Annotated in this window: 20 protein-coding genes and 1 tRNA gene; 7 read left to right on the forward strand and 14 right to left on the reverse strand. The window is 34.6% G+C overall.

Going from position 1 to position 21526, the window contains the following annotated elements:
• Nucleotides 1-34: 34 nt before the first annotated feature.
• From BQ5209_RS01585 to rpsU, 4 genes are all read right to left on the reverse strand, one after another.
• Nucleotides 35-1006: a bile acid:sodium symporter family protein gene (locus BQ5209_RS01585; RefSeq protein WP_085246935.1), complete on the reverse strand. Its 972-nt coding sequence runs from the start codon at nucleotides 1004-1006 to the stop codon at nucleotides 35-37.
• Between the two features lie 63 nt (nucleotides 1007-1069).
• The gene (gene rpoD / locus BQ5209_RS01590; protein ID WP_085246832.1) at nucleotides 1070-2911 is read right to left on the reverse strand and encodes an RNA polymerase sigma factor RpoD; all 1842 of its coding nucleotides are present in this window, start codon (nucleotides 2909-2911) and stop codon (nucleotides 1070-1072) included.
• A gap of 82 nt (nucleotides 2912-2993) precedes the next feature.
• Nucleotides 2994-4775: a DNA primase gene (gene dnaG / locus BQ5209_RS01595; RefSeq protein WP_085246833.1), complete on the reverse strand. Its 1782-nt coding sequence runs from the start codon at nucleotides 4773-4775 to the stop codon at nucleotides 2994-2996.
• 144 nt (nucleotides 4776-4919) lie between these two features.
• Nucleotides 4920-5135: a 30S ribosomal protein S21 gene (rpsU, locus tag BQ5209_RS01600; protein ID WP_034882800.1), complete on the reverse strand. Its 216-nt coding sequence runs from the start codon at nucleotides 5133-5135 to the stop codon at nucleotides 4920-4922.
• A 186-nt stretch (nucleotides 5136-5321) separates the two neighbouring features.
• Here rpsU and hemB point away from each other — a divergent pair, with 186 nt between their 5' ends.
• Both hemB and BQ5209_RS01610 read left to right on the forward strand, forming a co-directional pair.
• Nucleotides 5322-6332, forward strand: a complete 1011-nt coding sequence (gene hemB / locus BQ5209_RS01605) for a porphobilinogen synthase (RefSeq protein WP_085246834.1) — start codon at nucleotides 5322-5324, stop codon at nucleotides 6330-6332.
• 288 nt (nucleotides 6333-6620) lie between these two features.
• Complete coding sequence (locus BQ5209_RS01610; RefSeq protein ID WP_085246835.1) at nucleotides 6621-7391, forward strand: hypothetical protein; 771 nt, start codon at nucleotides 6621-6623, stop codon at nucleotides 7389-7391.
• A 402-nt stretch (nucleotides 7392-7793) separates the two neighbouring features.
• Here BQ5209_RS01610 and nudC read toward each other — a convergent pair whose 3' ends face one another.
• The 6 genes from nudC to epmB form a co-directional block, all read right to left on the reverse strand.
• A complete protein-coding gene (gene nudC / locus BQ5209_RS01615; RefSeq protein WP_085246836.1) occupies nucleotides 7794-8597 on the reverse strand; it encodes an NAD(+) diphosphatase in 804 nt (267 codons plus the stop codon).
• Between the two features lie 59 nt (nucleotides 8598-8656).
• Nucleotides 8657-10282 (reverse strand): membrane protein insertase YidC, encoded by a 1626-nt coding sequence (yidC, locus tag BQ5209_RS01620; protein WP_085246837.1) that lies wholly within the window; start codon nucleotides 10280-10282, stop codon nucleotides 8657-8659.
• Nucleotides 10283-10303: 21 nt separating this feature from the next.
• Complete coding sequence (yidD, locus tag BQ5209_RS01625; RefSeq protein WP_085246936.1) at nucleotides 10304-10525, reverse strand: membrane protein insertion efficiency factor YidD; 222 nt, start codon at nucleotides 10523-10525, stop codon at nucleotides 10304-10306.
• 47 nt (nucleotides 10526-10572) lie between these two features.
• Entirely contained in the window at nucleotides 10573-10929 is a 357-nt protein-coding gene (gene rnpA, locus BQ5209_RS01630; protein ID WP_085246838.1) for a ribonuclease P protein component, read from the reverse strand.
• Nucleotides 10930-10940: 11 nt separating this feature from the next.
• Nucleotides 10941-11081 carry a 50S ribosomal protein L34 gene (rpmH, locus tag BQ5209_RS01635; RefSeq protein ID WP_025314679.1) on the reverse strand — a complete coding sequence of 47 codons (141 nt, stop codon included), beginning with the start codon at nucleotides 11079-11081 and terminating at the stop codon, nucleotides 10941-10943.
• Between the two features lie 156 nt (nucleotides 11082-11237).
• Entirely contained in the window at nucleotides 11238-12266 is a 1029-nt protein-coding gene (gene epmB, locus BQ5209_RS01640) for an EF-P beta-lysylation protein EpmB (RefSeq protein ID WP_085246839.1), read from the reverse strand.
• 33 nt (nucleotides 12267-12299) lie between these two features.
• On the opposite strand from epmB, the gene efp reads away from it, so the two are divergent.
• Entirely contained in the window at nucleotides 12300-12866 is a 567-nt protein-coding gene (gene efp / locus BQ5209_RS01645) for an elongation factor P (protein ID WP_085246840.1), read from the forward strand.
• Between the two features lie 892 nt (nucleotides 12867-13758).
• Here the strand turns inward: efp and trmL are convergent.
• The 4 genes from trmL to thiI all read right to left on the reverse strand — a co-directional run bounded on the left by trmL (nucleotide 13759) and on the right by thiI (nucleotide 17945).
• Nucleotides 13759-14244 (reverse strand): tRNA (uridine(34)/cytosine(34)/5-carboxymethylaminomethyluridine(34)-2'-O)-methyltransferase TrmL, encoded by a 486-nt coding sequence (gene trmL, locus BQ5209_RS01650; protein ID WP_085246841.1) that lies wholly within the window; start codon nucleotides 14242-14244, stop codon nucleotides 13759-13761.
• A 15-nt stretch (nucleotides 14245-14259) separates the two neighbouring features.
• A complete protein-coding gene (gene cpxA / locus BQ5209_RS01655) occupies nucleotides 14260-15642 on the reverse strand; it encodes an envelope stress sensor histidine kinase CpxA (RefSeq protein ID WP_085246842.1) in 1383 nt (460 codons plus the stop codon).
• A gap of 1 nt (nucleotide 15643) precedes the next feature.
• A complete protein-coding gene (locus tag BQ5209_RS01660; protein WP_143421824.1) occupies nucleotides 15644-16393 on the reverse strand; it encodes a response regulator in 750 nt (249 codons plus the stop codon).
• Nucleotides 16394-16496: 103 nt separating this feature from the next.
• A complete protein-coding gene (gene thiI, locus BQ5209_RS01665) occupies nucleotides 16497-17945 on the reverse strand; it encodes a tRNA uracil 4-sulfurtransferase ThiI (protein ID WP_085246937.1) in 1449 nt (482 codons plus the stop codon).
• Nucleotides 17946-18215: 270 nt separating this feature from the next.
• On the opposite strand from thiI, the gene BQ5209_RS01670 reads away from it, so the two are divergent.
• The 4 genes from BQ5209_RS01670 (at nucleotide 18216) to BQ5209_RS01685 (ending at nucleotide 21255) form a co-directional block, all read left to right on the forward strand.
• Nucleotides 18216-19679: a hypothetical protein gene (locus tag BQ5209_RS01670; RefSeq protein WP_085246844.1), complete on the forward strand. Its 1464-nt coding sequence runs from the start codon at nucleotides 18216-18218 to the stop codon at nucleotides 19677-19679.
• Nucleotides 19680-19887: 208 nt separating this feature from the next.
• Nucleotides 19888-20262 carry a preprotein translocase subunit SecG gene (secG, locus tag BQ5209_RS01675; protein ID WP_085246845.1) on the forward strand — a complete coding sequence of 125 codons (375 nt, stop codon included), beginning with the start codon at nucleotides 19888-19890 and terminating at the stop codon, nucleotides 20260-20262.
• Nucleotides 20263-20269: 7 nt separating this feature from the next.
• Nucleotides 20270-20355: transfer RNA gene (locus BQ5209_RS01680), tRNA-Leu, on the forward strand.
• 378 nt (nucleotides 20356-20733) lie between these two features.
• Entirely contained in the window at nucleotides 20734-21255 is a 522-nt protein-coding gene (locus BQ5209_RS01685; RefSeq protein ID WP_085246846.1) for a low molecular weight protein arginine phosphatase, read from the forward strand.
• Nucleotides 21256-21526 lie beyond the last annotated feature (271 nt).

Here is a 21526-nt window from a genome sequence, read left to right on the forward strand (position 1 = left end):
ATCCTTGAGAATAGGGCAATGAGCAAAACAATTTTTAAATTTTTCGTTTTGCATAATGAGCAGCTAAAATAGCGCAAATCATTAATTGAACTTGATGAAAAATCATTAAGGGTAAAATCATTATTCCTAATATCGACATAGGAAAGATAATACTTGCCATAGGAATACCACTGGCTAAGCTTTTTTTGGAACCACAAAACACAATAGTGATTTCATCTTCTTTATTAAAACCCAGTAGTCTTGCACTATAAGTTGTTATTAATAAAACAATAATTAACAACATTATTGAATAAAAGATAATTGCTAGAAGTGATAACAAGCTAATTTGAGACCAAATGCCATTTGCAACAGCATCACTAAAGGCAACATATACAACTAAAAGAATTGAGAGGCGATCGGTTTTAGAAATGACACTTTTATATTTATCCACCCATTTACCAATAAAGCGTCTTGATAAGTGGCCAAGTAAAAATGGAAACATAAGTTTTAACATGATAGAAGTAATTGCATCTAGCATATTCATGGAATTTGAAGCTTGGGTATGCATCAATAAACTAACTAAAACAGGGGAAATAAATACTCCCAATAATGTTGATGCTGAGGCACTACAAATTGCAGCAGCCACATTGCCTTTGGCTATTGAGGTAAACGCGATAGCAGATTGAACAGTTGCCGGTAAAACACATAGATATACAAATCCTAAATAAAGTTCTTGAGATAAAAAAGAGGGTACAAGAAATTTCATCATCAAGCCTAATAGAGGAAAAATCACAAATGTCGTTGCAAAAATTAACAAATGTAATCGCCAATTTTTAATACCTAAAATAATGGATTGCAAGGACAGCTTAGCGCCATGCATAAAAAATAGCAGACCAATGGCAAAAGTAGTAAGGTGTTCAAAAATGATTTTAGCTTGTCCTTCACAGGGAAACAAACTGGCTGTAACCACAACACAAATAAGTACCAACAAAAATGGATCAATTTTAAAACGTTGCAGTATATTCATGGTTTTCGCGTCTTGAATTAAAAAAATCGCCACAAAAGTGGCGATATATTTAGATGTAAAAATTTATTCCAAAAAGCTACGAAGCACATCGGATCGACTTGGATGACGTAACTTACGCAAGGCTTTAGCTTCAATTTGACGAATACGTTCACGTGTGACATCAAATTGTTTACCAACCTCTTCTAGTGTATGATCTGTATTCATATCAATACCAAATCGCATACGTAACACTTTGGCTTCCCTTGGAGTTAATCCTGATAAGATATCACGTGTCGCACTACGTAAGCTTTCAGACGTAGCAGCATCTAACGGTTGCTCAAGAGCGGTATCTTCAATAAAGTCACCTAAATGGGAATCTTCATCATCCCCAACAGGAGTTTCCATTGAAATTGGTTCTTTCGCAATCTTAAGTACCTTACGAATTTTGTCTTCAGGCATTTGCATGCGCTCTGACAACTCTTCAGGCGTTGGTTCGCGACCAATCTCTTGTAACATCTGTCGTGAAATACGGTTCAGTTTATTGATTGTTTCAATCATATGTACCGGAATACGGATTGTTCTGGCTTGGTCGGCAATAGAACGAGTAATAGCTTGTCTTATCCACCAAGTTGCATAGGTTGAGAATTTATAACCACGACGATATTCAAACTTATCAACCGCTTTCATCAAACCAATATTACCTTCTTGGATAAGATCTAAGAATTGTAATCCACGGTTGGTATATTTCTTCGCAATAGAGATAACGAGGCGTAAGTTAGCCTCTACCATTTCTTTCTTAGCACGACGTGCTTTAGCTTCACCAATAGACATGCGTCGATTAATATCTTTGATTTGCTCAATAGAAAGATTAGTTTCGATTTCTATCTGTTGTAGCAGGTTAACTTGAGCTTCGATTTGAGTTTCAAAATCTTTTAAATTGGCCGAAAATGCACCTTTCGCTGTTAAGGCTTTATTATACCAATCCATATTATTTTCGTTGCCAGTAAAATAAGTCATAAATTGTTTTTTCGGCATTTTGCATTGTTCAACACAAATTCGCATAATCACACGTTCATGAGTCCTCACGCGCTCCATCATGCTTCTCATGTTATTAACAAGAATATCAAACTGCTTAGCAACTAGACGGAATTGTTTGAATATTTCTGATAGATTTTCAATTTCTTTTTGTGCTTTTTTATGAGCACGGCCATATGTTTTAATAGCCTCTGAAGTTTTATCATGTTGCTCTTTTAATTCAGCAAATTTAGCTTTTGCCACTTCAGGATCGATAGAAACATCATCGTCAGTTGAAGCATCGCTTTCTTCATCCTCACTATCATCGTCGCTATCATCAATTTCAATTTCAGTTTCACTAACTTCTAAATCTTCAGGTAGTTCTTCAGCGATTTCTTCAGCATTTGGATCAACAAAACCTGTAATCAAATCTGATAAGCGAACTTGTCCACTTTCGATTAAATTGTATTGCTCTAAAAGATAAGTAATGGCTTCTGGATATTCCGATACTGAAGTTTGAACTTGATTAATTCCATCTTCAATACGTTTAGCAATATCGATTTCGCCTTCACGTGTTAACAGTTCAACCGCTCCCATTTCGCGCATATACATACGAACAGGATCGGTTGTTCTACCAATTTCTGACTCAACATTAGATAATACTAATGCTGTTGCTGCTTCCACGGCCTCTTCATCAGGGACATTATCTGAAAGTAATAACTCATCAGAATCTGGGGCTTCTTCAAGAACTTGAATCCCCATATCATTAATCATTTGGATAATATCTTCAATCTGATCTGAGTCAATAATCTCTTCAGGCAAGTGATCGTTGACATCAGCATAGGTCAGGTATCCTAGCTCCTTACCTCGAATGATTAGGAGTTTTAGCTGTGATTGAGAATTTTGCTCCATAAAAGGTATCCACTTTAGTTATTTGGTCATCTATATTATATATGTAGAACCCATAGCTGGAATCTACATGTACCCTATATATTTAGTCTTTTTTTGATAAAACAAGTATTAAAGTCGCCAATTCTTTTTTCTCTGCGGTACTTAAGCCGGAGACTCTCTCTTTTGCGATTAGTTCATCTTGCCTTTGGGCGAGTATATTATCATACAACTCTTTTAAAGTATGTGAAAAAGTTGAATCTATTTCATCATCTTGATAATGACTCTCCCAGGTTGATAAACGATTTAATTGCTTATAAAACGGTCTATCTATACACTCTGTTAATATTTGTGCTGTGGTTATATTGGGATAACGTTGGCATAATTCAAGTAATTCAATAAAAATATCAATACCTGCCATTTTAACTTGGCGAAGTGTATTAATATCAGAAACTTGCTCAGCAAGATTAGGATATTGAAGTAATAAACCAATTAAAACACGCATAGTCGTTACTTTCATTTGTGAAACAGGGAATTTTTCATTTCCCTTTCTATCACTTCTAGAACGATTTTCATGCATTAATTGTTCTAGTTGAGATACATCAAGTAAACCTAAATAATTACCTAGTTTTTGTAATAAATTTAATCTAAAGGCTTTTGCCCTAATTTGATCAAGTAGCGGTAGTGCTAGCGAGCTCAATTTTGCTTTTCCTTCAGCAGTTTTTAAATCAACCTGTTTCAAAAGTTCATCAAATAAAAATTGCGATAAATTTGAGGCTTCATTTAAATATTTTTCAAAACCCTCTTTACCAACTTTACGAACAAAACTATCCGGATCTTCATCTTGTGGTAAAAAAGCAAAGGTAATTTTCTTACCATCTATTAAGCAAGGCAATAACACATTAAGAGCTCGCCAAGCGGCACTTCGCCCAGCATTATCTCCGTCATAACAAAATATTACCGAATCTGTTGCTCTAAATAATAACTTAATATGTTCTTCTGATGTTGCCGTGCCTAAAGCAGCAACTGCATAATCAATGCCATATTGAGCAAGCGAAACCACATCCATATAACCTTCAACCACAATGAGCTGTTGAGGATTACGATTAACTTCTTGTGTTTCATAAAGTCCGTAAAGTTGAAAGCCTTTATGAAAAATTGGGGTTTCCGGTGAATTGATATATTTTGCAGGATCATTAATGATAGTTCGTCCACCAAATGCTATCACGTTTCCTTGCCTATCACGGATAGGAAACATAATTCGTGCCCGAAAGCGGTCATATCGATTACCGCTATCATTGGTTACAAGCATGCCAGCTTGTTCATAAAGCATTGCTTCAGCTTTCGTTTTAACGATGTTTTGTGAAGTTAACCGCCAATCATTAGGGGCAAAACCAATTTTATACCTAGCGATAATTTCAGCATTAAGCCCTCGATTCTCAAGATATTTTTGTGCATCGATAGATGTTGGCAATGCTAATTGCTGCTGGTAGAAATCCGTAACTTTAGCCATCAAGGTATACAAATCACGGCGTACATTTCGAGATTCAATATGTTTGGATTGATCTATTTGATTGTTATCACTATCAATATAAGGAACTCGAATCCCCTGCATACTAGCTAACTCTTCAATAGCCTCAGGGAAAGACAACCGTTCATACTGCATCAAAAAATTAACAACCGAGCCCGATGCACCACATCCAAAACAGTAATAGATCTGTTTTTTCTCATTAAGTGAAAAAGAGGCTGTTTTTTCATCATGGAAAGGACAGCAACCAAAATAGTTATTCCCTTTTTTTTTCATTTTAACGCGTTTACTAATCACATCAAGAATGCTAGTTCGAGCAATGAGATCTAAAATGAAATCGCGAGGGATAAGGCCTTTCATGATAAGTTTTCAACCAATTTAGGTGTTATAGAAAGACAACAAGCCGTATCAAAAATACGGCTTGTTAGAATTCTTTATATTAAAAAATAACAAATTGATTTTAATGTCAATTCAAGTTTTCAGTATAAATAATCTTAAAAACTATTAATATAGACGAGTGCGACGAGCGTTTTCTCTTTCCAATTTTTTAGCATGGCGTTTAACAGCTGCCGCTTTAGCTCGTTTACGAATAGTTGTCGGTTTTTCGTAAAATTCACGGTTACGAACTTCAGCTAAAACTCCTGCTTTTTCACAAGAACGTTTGAAACGACGTAATGCTACATCGAAAGGTTCATTTTCACGTACTTTAATTACTGGCATGTGCCTCTCACCTCAAATTTGTTTAATATCACAAAGGACTAAAATTTAGTGCGCAATTTTACCTCTAATCAATATATGTTGTAAAGTAAAAATTAGTATTATTGTAAGAGCGCAAATTAATTTGCTAAACAACATATAGCATCGGATAATAAATCAAATGTTATTAAGAATAAACAGGAGTTTTTCATGTCATCATTTACTGGTCAATATCCAACTCGCCGCTTACGTCGTAATCGTGCCCATGACTTTAGTCGTCGAATGGTTGCAGAACATAGCTTGACGGTCAATGATCTAATTTATCCAGTTTTCATCGTTGAAGGAAATAATGTTACTGAACCAGTTATCTCAATGCCAAATGTAAACCGAATGAGTATTGATATATTACTAAACGAAGCAGAAAAAGTTGCTAAATTAGGGATCCCTGTTCTTTCATTATTTCCTGCTATTGAACCTGCAAAAAAATCACTACTTGCACAAGAGGCGTATAATGAAAATGGTTTAGTACCGAAAGCTGTTCGCGCATTAAAAAAAGAATTTCCAGAGCTAGGTATACTCACTGATGTCGCACTTGACCCTTATACTATCCATGGGCAGGATGGCATTATTGATGAACAAGGTTATGTGCAAAATGATATCTCTGTTGAAACACTAGTTAAACAAGCTTTAATGCAAGCAGATGCAGGGGTAGATATTATTGCACCAAGCGATATGATGGATGGACGAATCGGTGCAATACGTAATGAACTAGAAAAACACGGCTTTTTTAACACCCAAATTATGGCTTATTCAGCCAAATATGCATCAAGCTTTTACGGTCCTTTCCGCGATGCTGTTGGCTCTGCTAAAAATATTAAAGGGGGCAATAAAAAAACCTACCAACTCGATCCAGCTAACAGTGATGAAGCATTACAAGAAATTTATCAAGATTTAAGCGAAGGTGCGGATATGGTCATGGTTAAACCAGGTATGCCTTATCTTGATATCGTGCAAAGAGTCAAAGAAACCTTTGCTGTGCCAACTTTTGCCTATCAAGTTTCAGGCGAGTATGCGATGTTAACAGCAGCTATTGAAAAAGGTTGGTTAGATGAAAAATCAGCGGTTATGGAGTCTTTGCTTTGCTTTAAACGCGCTGGTGCCGATGGTGTATTAACTTATTTTGCCAAACAAGTTGCTGAATGGTTACATCAACAGAAATAATATTTATTCAAATAGACATTGCTGCTCTTTCCTAATCGGAAGGAGCATTACTCACCTATCTAGCATATCACACTCACCAATTCACATTATCAATCATACTATTTAATGGTAATACATTTTCATTTTTTCTTTGTTCATCGCCAATACAAAAATCAATAAAAATAGGTGAGCATTTATATTTGTTCGATTGTGACACTTTTCTAAAAAAGTAAAAAAGTTCTACAATAGCTATATGTTTAGATAAAAATCTGATAATATTTATAGGGATAAGCGATAAGGAAATAAATAATGATTTATGAGCTCGTACCAAATGAATTACATGATGAATTTAAGGCTTTTCATCATGATCTAGAAAAAATAACATTACAACATGCGGAAGCTTGTCCATTTTGTAAAAATACTAAATTTTACATAATTCGTTCAAAACCAATTAACACATACCGCTGTAAAAATTGTCACAAATATTTTACCATATCAACTAATACTCCTTTCAATCGTTTAATGCCCTATAATTGGTTAGAGATTATTTTTAATAATCGTATAAATAAGATGAGTTATCCCGAGATTGCGAACAAACTCGAAATTTCAATCGCCAAGGTAATACGCCGGGATCGTGCTATTATTAGCTATCTTCAAACCCATTACCCATCATTGTATCAGTGGTATACACATCAAAAACAAGCGAAGTTAATGCCAACTTTAGCGGAACAATATAATACCATTAAAGCAAGAGTAACTACCTTGTTGAATGAGCAAAATCCAACTTGTATACACTGTGGCGCGAATGAAACAACCAAAGTTGGTTCTCGAACTTGTTATCGCTGTAAGCGTTGCCGACATAGCTTTAATCTTTTAAGCAACACCAGTTTAAACCGCATACCAAAGCCTGAATTATGGCTACCATTCATTGATCTACTCGTTTCTGGAGCTAATAATTTACAAATAGGACAAACTCTTAATTTACATCATGATACTGTACGTAAATGGCGATCGGCTTGGTACCATATGATGAAAGATTGGCAATGTGAAGCACTTGCCATTTGGTGTAAAAACAAGTAAATCAAATGTATGAAAAAATAATTTATTTTTTTGTATGTACATAATTTTAGAGGTACATATTAATCGCAATAATTGCGACATAAAAAATATTGAATGAAAACGCTGACCACAATTACCAACTACAGTTATTAATAGTTACCTTTTTCATATTTAACTGAGCCAAAACTTTTACGTTTAATTAAATAATTAAACAGCAGCATATTTAAAGGGAATCAAGTAAAATCATTAATTACAATCGGCAAAGTTTTGCAGCTAATTATGATCTAGGCAAGGTTACATAGAGACATTAATTATGATACAACTAAATATAGCTATGGCATATGGGCGATACCAGCAATATTGTTTGTGACATTTCTTTTGATTTATCAAAATCGTTAATCTAACTAGAACTATTGAATATAATTAGCCATTGCCATATTGATCGTAGTTGCGACAAAGTATAATTGTATCTTCAATTAATCGCCTCGCAATAGTACCATAGTCAGGAATCTTAGGTAATTGTGTATAATGATACCAGTTTGCTTCAATGAGTTCATTTGTATCTACCTCTATTTCACCACTCTCATAATCAGCTAAATAAGCCATCATTAATGAATTAGGAAATGGCCAAGGTTGCGAACCAACATAACGAATATTCTTAATTTTGATTCTTGACTCTTCAAATACTTCCCGCTCAACTGCTGTTTCCATTGTTTCACCAATTTCAGTGAAACCAGCTAAAACAGTATACAAGTTATCTTGATTATGCCTAACATGCTTTGCTAATAAAATTTTATTTTTTTGGCGAATAGCCACTATAATAGATGGCGAAATTTGTGGATAGTATCGCTCTTTGCAATGATCACACATACAACACCATTCTGTATTGCTAATATACATCTCATGCCCACAATAACCACAATATTTATGGGAACGATAAAACTCAGCAAGTTGCACAGCTCGACCTGCTATATTAAATAATGATTGATCGGCTCTATCGAGTAATGAACGAATTGAGCTCATAGCATTTTTCATTTCATCACAAATCAGCCAAGCAATTTGCCCATTCCATTCGCCTATTGGCTGAGCTAGTTTATTTGTAAAACCTAACTCATCTGCACGCCCATTTGGAACTTCGCCTTTAGGTAACCATAATCGACCATTAGCACTTATAAACCAATAACCTTTTTCATTACCTTTTAAATTAAATTGTTGCTGTATATTCATATCCCGACACCAAAAATAAAAACGAAAAAGGAGGATTTTACCCCTCCTTTTTATCAATACTATTTCTTTTTCTTCTCGTGAAGTCCTTTCTTCTCAAGTTCCCAGTAAATAATCTGTTGCTGAGCAATTGTGAATAAATTACTAACGATATAATATAAAACTAAGCCTGATGGGAACCACAAGAAGAATACCGTAAAGATTAATGGCATATAAGTCATTAACTTTTGTTGTAGTGGATCAGTAACTGGTGTTGGTGACATCTTCTGAATTAAGAACATGCTACCTCCCATTAATAAAGGCAAAATATAATAAGGATCTTGCGCAGATAAGTCATAGATCCAAAGTGCAAATGGCGCATGACGTAGTTCAACGGCGTTACCTAACATATAGAACAATGACAAGAAAATCGGCATTTGAATAATTAATGGCAAGCAGCCTCCCAATGGATTCACTTTCTCTTGCTTATAGAGTGCCATTGTTTCCATACTCATTTTTTGTCTATCATCACCATATCGTTCTTTCAACGCTTGTAAACGTGGTTGTAATAGCTTCATTTTAGCCATTGAACGATACTGTGCACGAGTTAATGGGAATAAAATACCTCGAACAATAAATGTGATAACAATAATTGATAAACCCCAGTTACCAACAAAACCTTGGATAGTCTTCAATAAATGAAACAAAGGCTGTGATAAGAACCATAACCAACCATAATCAACAATTAAATCAAGGTGGTTAGCGGTTTCTTTCAATTGACTTTGAATTTCTGGTCCTAACCATAATTTTGCTCCAATGGTATGTGTACTACCTGCCGGAATAATGGCTGACTCACCTTTGAAACCAATTGTTGCTTGAGAGTTATTTGCTGTTGCACGAGAATAAAATAGATTATTTTTATCCTGCGCTGGCACCCATGCTGACGCAAAATAGTGTTGTAACATCGCAATCCAGCCAGTTTTAGTTTCAACCGCTAATGCTTTATCTTTGATATCATCAAAACTATATTTGCTGTAGTTAGTGCTAGAACTAGAGTACGCGGTGCCGCGGAATGCACTTTGACCTAATCCACCACCTCCTTCAGTTGGTATATCATCAGGTAATTTAATGGTTTGTTTTAATTGACCATACATTGCGACATCAACAGGCACGCTACTTTGGTTGTTAATGTCATATTGAACATCAATAGCATAACTACCACGGTGTAATATATAATATTTAGTATAGCTTACACCATTAACTTGATAAGTAAGTGGAACACGCAATTCATCTTGCCCATCAGCTAAAACATATTCAGACTTTTCAGTTTGATAGACTGGGCGTTTTGAGCCTTGAGTCGCATTATCTGGACCATCTTTACCTGTTAAACCACTTTCGGCAATATAAACAAAATCAGGGCGTGATGTTAATAATTGGAAAGGCGTGCCTGAGTGAAGTGTTTGTTCATATTTCAACAGTTGTGCAGCTTGCACATCACCGCCATAAGTATTAATCGTGAGTGACAAAACATCTGATTTTACAGTAATTGTGCTACCTAGCACAAAGCCATCAGTTGAATCATCACTTATTTGTTGTGTTAATTGGTTTGCGACAGGGGGTTTAGGTGCATGATCTTCCTCCCACGCTTTCCAAATAAAAAAAGATACAAAAAGTAAAGCAATGACTAAAATATTACGTTGAGATCCCATTAGTATTTTTCTCTATTGGTTTTAGTTTTTTGGAGGAACAAAATCTTCGCCTCCTTCATGTAAAGGGTGACATTTTAATACACGTTTGGCTGTTAGCCAACCTCCTTTTATTAATCCAAAGCGCCTTAATGCAATTATTGCATATTGTGAACATGTCGGCGTAAAGCGACATTTAGGACCAAAGAAAGGACTAATAAAACGCTGATATACGCGAATAAAAAACACAAAAACATTAACTATCATATATTTAAAAGCATAAGCATGCTGTTTGATAATTAATTTAAATTTATTTAAACCTCGTACTGGGCTATGATTCGTTGGCATAGTTTATTTAATGTTTCAACGATCTGTTGATTATCTAAGCCTATAACTGGCTGTTTAGCCATCAGGATAAAATCAATATTAGGAAGTTGATGTTGGCGATGCCGAAAGTACTCTTTAGCCAGTCGTTTGATACGATTACGCTCATGAGCTCGTTTCACTTGTTTTTTAGCTATAGCAAACCCTAACCGCATGTGATTGCTGTTATTTTTACGTGCAACTAAAGTTAAAAAAGGTGAACCAGCCCGAGTGGACTCTTGGAAGACATGATTGAAATCAAGGGGAGTTAACAATCGTAACTCCCGTGGAAAAGTGAACTTAATCACTCAACTTTAAATCAGCTAGCAACAGTTAAACGAACACGGCCTTTAGCACGACGGCGAGCAAGAACTTGACGACCGTTTTTAGTTGCCATACGAGCACGGAAACCGTGAGTTCTATTGCGTTTTAATACTGATGGTTGAAATGTGCGTTTCATGACGATTTATATCCAAATCTAATTTATCAACAGGTTGTAGAGTTTAAACTCCACAGCATTAATTAAAGAGGTCGGAATTATAGTGCCTATTTTATTTTCCGTCAATGAGATTTTCATAGAATGTTTTTTCGCAATTTACCTCCCATATTAAGTAAATTAATCATTCACTGATAGTACACGCTTACTTTTTTCACCGCCCACTTCGCGCGCTAATTTAGGCACTAAATAACCTGATATTTGCTCAGCAAGTTGTTTCATTATTATTTTAGCAGATTCATCATCAACCAAAAAATGAGCAGCACCTTGCACTTTATCTAACAAATGGATGTAATAAGGCAAAATTCCAATATCAAAAAGTTTATTACTTAACTGCGCTAAAACATCGGCATTATCATTAATGTTTTTCAACAATACACTTTGATTTAACACTGTCACACTATTTTGTTTTAAAAGCTCAATTGCGGCAGCGACATCATTATCAATCTCATTTGCGTGATTAATGTGAGTAACGACTATTATTTGCAACCTACTTTCAATAAATAGCCGACAAAGTTTAGGTGTCACTCGCGAAGGGATAACAACAGCTAAACGCGTATGGATTCGTAATCTCTTAATATGTGGGATTTTTTCTAATGCATTAATCAAAAAAGCCATTTCATGATCTTTTGCCATTAACGGATCACCTCCTGATAAAATAATTTCATCAAGTTCAGGATGATTCGCAATATATTCAAGTGCAATAACAAGATTTTTTTTATTACCTTGATTATCATGGTAAGGAAAATGCCGCCTAAAACAGTAGCGGCAGTTAATTGCACACGCCGTTTTTGTGATCAACAATGCGCGATTGCGATACTTATGCAATAACCCTGGAATGGCATTATCTTGCTCTTGTAATGGGTCATGACTGTAGCCATCAACTTTTAATAATTCCTTATCATGACAAAGTACCTGTAGCAAAAGTGGGTCATTACTATCCCCCTTTTTCATTCGGTTAATAAAAGCCCTAGGAACACGAAGCGGAAACTGTTTTTTAGCCTGTAGCATTGGGGGTGAGATGGTGTCAGGATCTAGACCTAAATAAGAATATAAAACGTTGATATCTGTCACAACATTGGCAAGATCAACAATCCATTCATCTTTATTATTTGGTAGTTCAATTTTTTGCTGTATAATATGGCTCATTTTTTGTTATTCAGAATTTTAGTTGGAGCTTTTATGGCATCTTATAGTACTAATGAGTTTAAAGCTGGTCTTAAAATAATGCAAGATGGTGAACCATGTGTCATTGTTGAAAATGAATTTTATAAACCGGGTAAAGGTCAATCCATCAATCGTGTAAAAATAAAAAAACTACTTTCAGGTAAAACTGTTGATAAAACATTCAAATCAGGCGAATCTGTCGAAGCTGCTGACGTTGTCGATATGAATTTAACTTACCTATACACCGATGGTGAGTTCTGGCACTTTATGAATAATGACACATTTGAACAACTTTCGGCTGACGCTAAAGCGGTTGGCGACAATGCAAAATGGTTGGTTGATCAAGCTGAATGTATTTTAACATTATGGAACGGTCAACCGATTGCAGTCACACCACCAAACTTTGTTGAACTTGAAGTTATCGAAACCGATCCAGGTTTAAAAGGTGACACAGCAGGAACTGGCGGCAAACCAGCGACTTTATCAACTGGTGCGGTAGTCCGTGTACCTTTATTTGTACAAATTGGCGAAGTGCTTAAAGTTGATACTCGCTCAGGCGAATATGTATCACGTGTTAAATAAAATAGCGTATTTTTAAGTTAGCTTTTATCACAAAAAAAGAGAGGTTGACTTAACCTCTCTTGCCTACAAAATACATTTAAAATTTAATATTGCTATTTCGTCATAAATCCAATCGCTATAGTCTCCTAAGATCTGCCCTGAATTAATCATTACCAACATTTATAAATTAATAATTATAATGTTTTGTTGCTAGCAATTTGCAAAAGCGCAATCTACTAAGCATCATCGGCCCACGTCCCTACTTAACTATGGGACTTGCTTGTTTTGGTGACTTATTCTTAATTAACTCCATAAGCCTGCCTGCTGCTTAAAGATTAAAGACTACGCTGAAGATTATGTTGTGCTATGGAAAAATCTGTAGTAAGTTCTTCTGGAGTAAATGCTAACGTTGTTAGAGGTCACAGTGACAGAACAGTCTTCTTTCGTATCTCTAACACAATAGATAGTCCAGTCATGGACGTCCGCACTGGGGATGAAGAATATGAAGTTAACTGTACTTTATATAGTTAGATATTTTAAATCGACTTTTAGAAAATAGATTGTAGCTGAAAAATGCAGTATGCAATAACTCTCACTTTGGTTCGATTTTTACACACAACTATGATTTTTTCTTAAAAAGCATCATCTCTTAAACATTCCCGTTTGGTGTTCTAACCTGACTATATTGTCAGCACATCCTCACACGAAATAAGACAAACAAAATAACCTTTAGGTGAGTAGCGAAAGGGTTTTATTGTTTTTATGAGATTTTGTATTTTTGTAAAACAAAAATAATCATTAAAATCAATACCATAAATAACACTCATAAAATCACCATCCATAATACCAAAAGGTTAATACGGCTGCCTTTTTCCATCGTTGGAATATGCTACAACTAAGAAAAGTAAAAATCTTATTTTGCACCTATGTAGTTTAACTGACGCCATGATTCATAAACCACAACAGCTACAGAGTTAGATAAATTCATACTACGGCTAGAGGCCAACATGGGAATACGAATTTTTTTATCTTGAGGTAATACATCAAGTATTTTGCTAGGTAAACCTCGAGTTTCTGGTCCAAACATTAGAAAGTCATTTTTTTTGTAATTGACTTCACTATGTGGCTTTTGCCCTTTCGTAGTTAAGGCATATACTTGTGTTAATAAGTCAATTTGATTGGTATCTAAAAAATGGTTGAGATTTTTATACCGTTTTACATCAACAAATTCTTGATAATCAAGCCCCGCTCTTCTTAATTTTTTGTCATCCCAGAAAAAGCCCATTGGTTCTATAATATGTAAGTTAAAGCCAGTATTAGCACAAAGACGAATAATATTGCCAGTATTAGCTGGAATTTCTGGCTCAAATAAAACAATGTTTAATGCAGCATTTGACACAACTTTTCTCTTTCATTATTTATATTGATGAATTGGCAATACTATCACAATTCTAAGCCCTCCTAGATAACTTTTTTCAGCTTTAACCGTACCGTGATCACGTTTGATAGCATTAGCTACAATAGCAAGTCCTAATCCCGTTCCACCTGATTGGCGATCTCGAGCGTCACCAATACGATAAAATGGCCTAAAAATTTGTTCGAGTTCACTTTCAGCAACACCGATACCATCATCATCTATTGTTATTATTACTTTTTGCTGCTGTGTAATAAAATTGACAACGATCTGATTATTCGAATAACGAAATGCATTACGTATAACATTTTCAAGTGCACTGCATAAAGCGATGGGATAGCATAAAATGAAATGGTTGGTTGGAAGATTGGTTACAATAAACTTTTTGCCTATTTGTTCTGCTTCAAAAGTTGCATTATCAAACACCTGTTTAAATAAAAGATTAATTTTATTAAACTCACGGATTTCTTTATTGTCATATTGCATCCTTGCCAATGACAACAAATTACCAATCATAGAATCTAGCTTTAATGCTTCATCATTGATACGTATAACTTCACTACTTTCACCTTGTTTTCGACGTAATAAAGAAGTAGCAAGTTGCAAACGTGTCAAAGGAGTACGTAATTCATGAGAAATATCTGAAAACAGACGCTGCTGTACCTGTTGCATCCGTTTAAGCTCCCGCAGCATATGGTTAAAACTAGCACCTGTGGCTTTATATTCAGACGATCCTATTTTTTCAAGCTCTGGCCACTCTTGTAAATTACCTTTTGCAACCTGATCTGCCGCTTGTTTTAATCCTCGTGCTGGTTTTGCAATACTCCAAGATAGCCAAAGTAAAAAAGGAGAACTTGCCAGCATGGTCAAAGTTAATAATAAAAAAGGATGATCGAATATAAAGTTAACAAATTGAGATTGAATATCTGTTGCTTGTTGTAAGATATACAATTTATATTCTGTACTGGCATAATGAACTAAAAAAGGTCCTATAATTTCTTGAGAACCATAAATCTTCTTTGCCGGATCATCAACATGATGCGATTTTTCACTAAAGTTTTTTACTAAGTCAATATTTTTAGTTTCAGCAGTAATAATTTGCTCATTAGGTGTAACAATAAATAAAGATTGCCCTGGTTTTTGATAGCTATCCATTACAACAATAAAACGCATCCACCACCTAAAACTATCTTTAGGTACATTAACAAGCTCATTTTCAATCTGTTGAGCAAGCATATTACCGGCTTCTTTATCTTTGTTTGCTAAATAAGTCAAATTTCGAGAATCAAGACTTGGTAAAACCATAATTAGCATTAGGAAAAAAACTATAGTCAGCAAAAATATAGTGAAAATTCTTATGGTTAGCCTATCAAAAAACCACATATTATCTGATCTTCATTTCAATGTTATCCTCTCCTTGTAATAAATCGTCATTTTGATCAACTACAAATAGATAACCTTTAGAACGTAATGTTTTAATCCAAGGTAAACCATCACTCCTAGGCGGGAGCTTTTTTCGTAAATTAGATACATGAACATCAATTGAGCGAGCAAGTGGAATAAACTCTTTACCTAAAACAGACTCGCTTAAAATATCGCGTGTAATTATTTTACCTCCATGTTCGAGTAGTTTAAGCAACACTTGAAACTCCGTACCGGTTAATTCAATGTACTTGTTATCAAAAAAAACAGACTGCTGTTTTCGATTGACACTCAGCTTATCAATAGTATATTGATCCTGTTTATCAGTAGCATCATTTTCTGAGGTATCCCAACGAGTTCTACGTAAAAGTGCATTAATTCGAGCAATAAGCTCTCTATCATTAAATGGTTTTAGAATGTAGTCATCAGCGCCCAGTTCAAGCCCAATAACTTTGTCAGAATCAGTATCTTTAGCAGTTAAAAAAATAACAGGTACCGTAAATTTAACTCTAAGCTGAGATAATACACTAAGGCCATTCATTTCAGGCATCATAATATCAAGTAAAATAAGATCTATGGTACTGTCAAACTTCTTTAAAGCCTGAATACCATTATTCGCTATTTCAACTTGATAGCCTTCTAATTCGAGTAGTTCTCGTAATAATAATGTAATCTCTGGATCATCATCAACTATAAGTAATTTGCTGCTCATTAATTTCCTTTTCATATAATTCATTCTTGATATTTATTTCTATATTCATAAATTCATTATATACACAAAAAACGTTGATAACACAGCCAATTATTGTCAATTTTTATACATTAAATATCTTTACGTTATTAAATCCTTGATCAATTAAATAAAGTGCTTGTAACTTGCTCATTACGCCTCGTTGACAATATAGCAAATACTGCTTGGATTGATCTAACGTTCCAAATTGGGTTGCTAGTTTATAAAATGGAATAAGCTTGATTTCAATACCGCTCAATACAAGTGGATTATCCTCTTGCTCTTCTGGAGAACGAATATCAATAACCACATAATCTGCACTAAGTGTTGTGACTGTTTCAACTTGAGTTATCTTTGTGTCAGCTTGTTTAGCAATCTCACGAATATCAATGTTTTCGGCTTCGGCAACAGCTTTATCTAAAATTGTAAAATCGAAATTTAATTCTTCCGCCTCAATTTTTTCTTTTACGGCTTTAACCGTTGGTTTTTTAGATATCACTCCACAAAATTCGGGCATTGTTTTAGCTATATCTTCCGTTCCAATTTGACGTGCAAGATTGATAATCGTTTCTTTGTCATGCGTGATAAGAGGACGTAAAATTAAGGTATCACTAGCATTATCAATTAAACGTAAGTTAGTCAATGTTTGACTCGATACTTGACCTAATGCTTCGCCAGTAACAAGCGCTTCTACTTTATAGCGTTGCGCAATTTTTGATGCAGCTCGAATCATCATCCGTTTTAGAATAACTCCCATTTGCCCATCGTCAATCTTTTCAAGAATCTCACCAACAACATCTGAAAAATCAATAGCAATAAAACGAACTTTATGTGAACTTCCAAAACGCTCCCATAAATAGTGGGCCATCTGTTTAACACCAATCTCGTGAGTTTTTCCACCAAGATTAAAGAAACAATAATGCACACGGCTTCCACGTCGCATTAGCATATAACTTGATACTCCTGAGTCAAAGCCACCTGATATAAGTGAAAGAACATCTTCTTGCGTACCTGTAGGAAAGCCGCCGATGCCGGCATGTCGACCTTTTACCAGTAGTAACTTGTCTTTGTCAATTTCAAGATTAACTGTAATTTCTGGATGGGTTAATTTAACCTTAGCTGAAGAGACATTTTGATTAAGCCCACCACCAACATAACGTTCAACCTCTATTGAAGTAAATTCATGTTTACCACGACGTTTAACCCGTACACAAAATGTTTTGTTTTCAATTAATGGAGCATAGTATTCCAATGCTTTTTCAAAAATATCATGCATATCAACAAAAGTGATTTCATCAACGGCTAGAATATGATGAATACCAGGTATCCGAGTTAATAACTCAAGTATCTGAGTTTCACTATTTTCAATTTTTGGACGAACTTCAATAAAGTCCCAATGACGAATAACCGCTACATCTTCAATATGATGCTTTAAAATATTACGAATATTACTGGTTAATATTTTAATAAAACGCAATCGGACAGAATCACTTTTAATGGTAATTTCGGGAAAGAGCTTAACAATAAATTTCATAAATACAATGTGCCATAGTAAAAATGGCGACATTATACTGTTTTTTTAGATAGAAACGTACCACTGATTACAACTGCACCCTTTATACCTTTACATTTAAAAAACTTTACAAAAAAGAGTTTCTAATTAGATTATAAAATATACTACACTGTAGCTTTATATTTTGTGTCAATGACAACAATTTAAAATAATAAAATAATAAAATAAAACAAAAAATTAGTGTAATAACTTAAGCATTATGATTTATAGGATTTATAGGAATAACATATTATGATAAAACAAAAAAACAGCAAAAAAGCTTATAAACTATCCCCAAATATAGTTCAAAAAAATTTTCCATTACTCTGTTTTTATATTATTTTTCCTCTTTCATTCCCCACTACAGCTACACTATCAGCAATAACAGCAAAAGAAATTAAAGGAAATGCACCGATTTTTATCCAAAATTCTACTGAAAATAATTTAGGCTTTAAAATTAGAGATACAGTTTATAATGCTGAATCAAACAATCTTCCTAAATCATTCGATAAAAATCTTACACTTAATGACTTTATAGTCGAAACAGCAACAATTGATAATCTTCATTTTTCACCTGATAATTACTCAGATAAGGATGGAGACCCCCGTAAAATTTCCGATAATGGGACTTTTTCTATTGGGGAAACCAGCTTTAAATGGTTGGATAATGCAGGACAAGAAATCACAAAATCTCAGTACGGAAAAGCCATAGGTTGTGGCAGTGGATTTCACATGCCACTTACGTTAGAAATTACCCTTTCAGATGTACAAGTCCATTCTGAATATGGCGTTCCGAAAGATAGCAAATTATATACTTTAGCCAAAACTTATGAAATTAATACTGATTCAGAGATCTGTTTTGCTAAGCCAAATCAAATGATAGTCAACAATAATCAAACTTGGGGAAGCCCTTATCGTTTTGAAAAAAATGGTAAAACAGATTGTCTGCTTGTAGGTTATACTGATATTGAAAGTTCTTTAATTGATACTAACCGAGGGTATAAAGGTTGGAATACATCTGGCACTGAAGATCGAGATCGTATCTGTGGTGGTGGTTATGATCGTAATGTTTTTGACCCTATCAATGGATTTTATGCATCTGCCAATCCAAAGTTCCCAACAACAGGATTTTCAGGCGCTCAGTTTCAATTAATTATGACTGGAGCCCAAACAGATTGGGACTATTCTGTGAATGCAACACCTGCAGGTAGTGTGACAGTAGATGATAATGGCATGGTTTATCTCAATAATAAACCTAATGGTACAGTAACGGTATCAGCAAAATTTAAACCGGATAACAGCATAATACATAGTTACACATTCAATCCAACCAAAACGTGGGTTGTTCCAAAAGATGGAGCGTACACATATGAACAAGCAACACAAGTATGTCGTGGAGAAGCGAACATACCAACTCGAGCAGAAATGTCAAACTCACCTAATGCTCTAGCTTCATGGACCAAAATGCCGCTAACTTGGGACTTGTTTACACGAACAATCAACCAAGGGGTATTAAGTGAATGGGGAATGACAACTTTCCCAAATTACCCTAAGTCCAATTGGTTCAAAGGAGAACAGTGGTTTTTTTCATCTGATAAGTTTCCACTAACACATCAATACCCTGGACGTTCTAACCGATATGCTATTGATGCTTGGATAGGGCAAATTCAAGTATGGGGAAAAGATCATAAGTTACACGCTGTATGTAAAGAATAATTACTTTATTTAAACTAAAAGAAATTAATATAGTCAATAATCATGGCGCTTGTTTTAGTTTAAAAATTAACAATCTTTGATTGATTAAAAAATATTTTTCAAAACAGACCAACAATTTATGAAATTTTACTTGCTTGTTGGTCTGTCTTTCGCTAATATTCCGCATCAATAGATTCTGTTATATAACATATAAAGTTGACAGGTTGAAATGTACGAATTTTTAATTATAAGCTATCTAATTATTGCGATTGTAATAGTTGCATTAGTTTTAATACAACGAGGTAAAGGTGCTGATATGGGCTCATCTTTTGGTGCCGGCGCATCAGCGACTTTATTTGGCTCTTCAGGTAGTGGGAATTTTTTAACCCGTGCTACTACTTTATTAGGTATTTTGTTTTTTGTAATAAGCATTTTACTATCAAATTTGGGTGGTAACCGACATACGAGTTTCTCTAATGAATTCGAAAACATTGAAGATACCGTACCAGCAACAAAACAGCTAAACGAAGGTAATGCAGAAACTTCAACAGCTCCAGTTGTTCAACCTGTACAGCAAAATCCAACATCGGATATTCCTGAATAAAAACGGCGCCGTGGTGGTGAAATTGGTAGACACGCTATCTTGAGGGGGTAGTGCTCTAAGAGCGTGCGGGTTCAAGTCCCGCCCACGGCACCAAATCAATAATCAGTAACATTCTTTTAAACCCAACAAAGCACACCAAACCCAGTAATAACAAGCCTTAAAGTCTATTTTATTGCCCATTAAGTATCAGTAAGGTACATTTACAACCAAAGTTTTTAATTATATGGTTAGGTATACAAATACAATGTATATACCTAAAATTATTACGGTTCAAAATACTCTACTATTAACACATTTTTAGCTTAAAGCGGTATTCACAAAAATACGAGTAGATTTTATTGGTTAGATATAAGAATGTTCTGTAATTTAAATCAAATTTAGTTAAAAGATGATAATAAACTTGCAGTTAGTATTAGTTAGTATAGAATTTTCGTAAAGATAATTTCAACATGTAAATAGTCAGGAAATAGAATGTACACTTTAAAAAAATATTTAGCTGGTTTATTTGTGTTTTTTAGCGCATCTTGTTTTTCACTAGAGCATCTTGTCACTTTTGTTTGTACTGGTAATACAGGAAGAAGCCCAATGGCAGAAGCTATCGCTAGTGATTACATAAAAAAACACAATTTTAATATTATCGTTCAATCCAGAGGTGTCAATGTCGATCCCAAAGAAGTTGCACCCGAAGATGGAACTATTACTGTCTTAAAGTTAAGAGGCATTGATATTTCATCACACAAAGCAACACAATTAACGAAAGAAGATATCGATAAATCAGAATATTTGCTGACCATGACGCAAAAACATAAGGATACGATTTTAAGTGAATATCCTGACGCTAAAGGTAAAGTATTTACATTAGCTGAATTTTCAACAGGCAAAAAGGAAGATCTTTCTGACCCATATAAAAAACCACTGGAAGCCTATACTAAAGTGGAAAGCCAATTAGATGAATTTTTGCCATTAGCCTTAAATAAAATAGCCAAAAAGTAATATACTATTGAAGTATTAATTGTATAACGGTATATATGCGTAATTTGATAAACCGCCTCAATTGGCGGTTTTTATATAGATTTGGATATGGTTTATCATACATCAAGCGCTTACTGAAAATACTGAACAAAAAAACGATCACACCTTTAGTTATCCAAACACAATTAATACTTATAAACTGAATCTGCAATTATATTTTTATACTGAAACGTATAGTTACCTGAAACTTTTTCACAAAAACTGTAAAGTTTTGCCGACAATGTCGGCAAAG

The sequence above is a fragment of the Gilliamella mensalis genome (assembly GCF_900103085.1).
GTDB lineage: Bacteria > Pseudomonadota > Gammaproteobacteria > Enterobacterales > Orbaceae > Gilliamella > Gilliamella mensalis.

Excerpts from the sequence above, each read along its gene's own strand:
- BQ5209_RS01585 (WP_085246935.1), bottom strand. The coding sequence starts at position 1,006 with ATGAATATACTGCAACGTTTTAAAATTGATCCATTTTTGTTGGTACTT.
- rpoD (WP_085246832.1), bottom strand. The coding sequence starts at position 2,911 with ATGGAGCAAAATTCTCAATCACAGCTAAAACTCCTAATCATTCGAGGT.
- dnaG (WP_085246833.1), bottom strand. The coding sequence starts at position 4,775 with ATGAAAGGCCTTATCCCTCGCGATTTCATTTTAGATCTCATTGCTCGA.
- rpsU (WP_034882800.1), bottom strand. The coding sequence starts at position 5,135 with ATGCCAGTAATTAAAGTACGTGAAAATGAACCTTTCGATGTAGCATTA.
- hemB (WP_085246834.1), top strand. The coding sequence starts at position 5,322 with ATGTCATCATTTACTGGTCAATATCCAACTCGCCGCTTACGTCGTAAT.
- BQ5209_RS01610 (WP_085246835.1), top strand. The coding sequence starts at position 6,621 with ATGATTTATGAGCTCGTACCAAATGAATTACATGATGAATTTAAGGCT.
- nudC (WP_085246836.1), bottom strand. The coding sequence starts at position 8,597 with ATGAATATACAGCAACAATTTAATTTAAAAGGTAATGAAAAAGGTTAT.
- yidC (WP_085246837.1), bottom strand. The coding sequence starts at position 10,282 with ATGGGATCTCAACGTAATATTTTAGTCATTGCTTTACTTTTTGTATCT.
- yidD (WP_085246936.1), bottom strand. The coding sequence starts at position 10,525 with ATGATAGTTAATGTTTTTGTGTTTTTTATTCGCGTATATCAGCGTTTT.
- rpmH (WP_025314679.1), bottom strand. The coding sequence starts at position 11,081 with ATGAAACGCACATTTCAACCATCAGTATTAAAACGCAATAGAACTCAC.
- epmB (WP_085246839.1), bottom strand. The coding sequence starts at position 12,266 with ATGAGCCATATTATACAGCAAAAAATTGAACTACCAAATAATAAAGAT.
- efp (WP_085246840.1), top strand. The coding sequence starts at position 12,300 with ATGGCATCTTATAGTACTAATGAGTTTAAAGCTGGTCTTAAAATAATG.
- cpxA (WP_085246842.1), bottom strand. The coding sequence starts at position 15,642 with ATGTGGTTTTTTGATAGGCTAACCATAAGAATTTTCACTATATTTTTG.
- BQ5209_RS01660 (WP_143421824.1), bottom strand. The coding sequence starts at position 16,393 with ATGAGCAGCAAATTACTTATAGTTGATGATGATCCAGAGATTACATTA.
- thiI (WP_085246937.1), bottom strand. The coding sequence starts at position 17,945 with ATGAAATTTATTGTTAAGCTCTTTCCCGAAATTACCATTAAAAGTGAT.
- BQ5209_RS01670 (WP_085246844.1), top strand. The coding sequence starts at position 18,216 with ATGATAAAACAAAAAAACAGCAAAAAAGCTTATAAACTATCCCCAAAT.
- secG (WP_085246845.1), top strand. The coding sequence starts at position 19,888 with ATGTACGAATTTTTAATTATAAGCTATCTAATTATTGCGATTGTAATA.
- BQ5209_RS01685 (WP_085246846.1), top strand. The coding sequence starts at position 20,734 with ATGTACACTTTAAAAAAATATTTAGCTGGTTTATTTGTGTTTTTTAGC.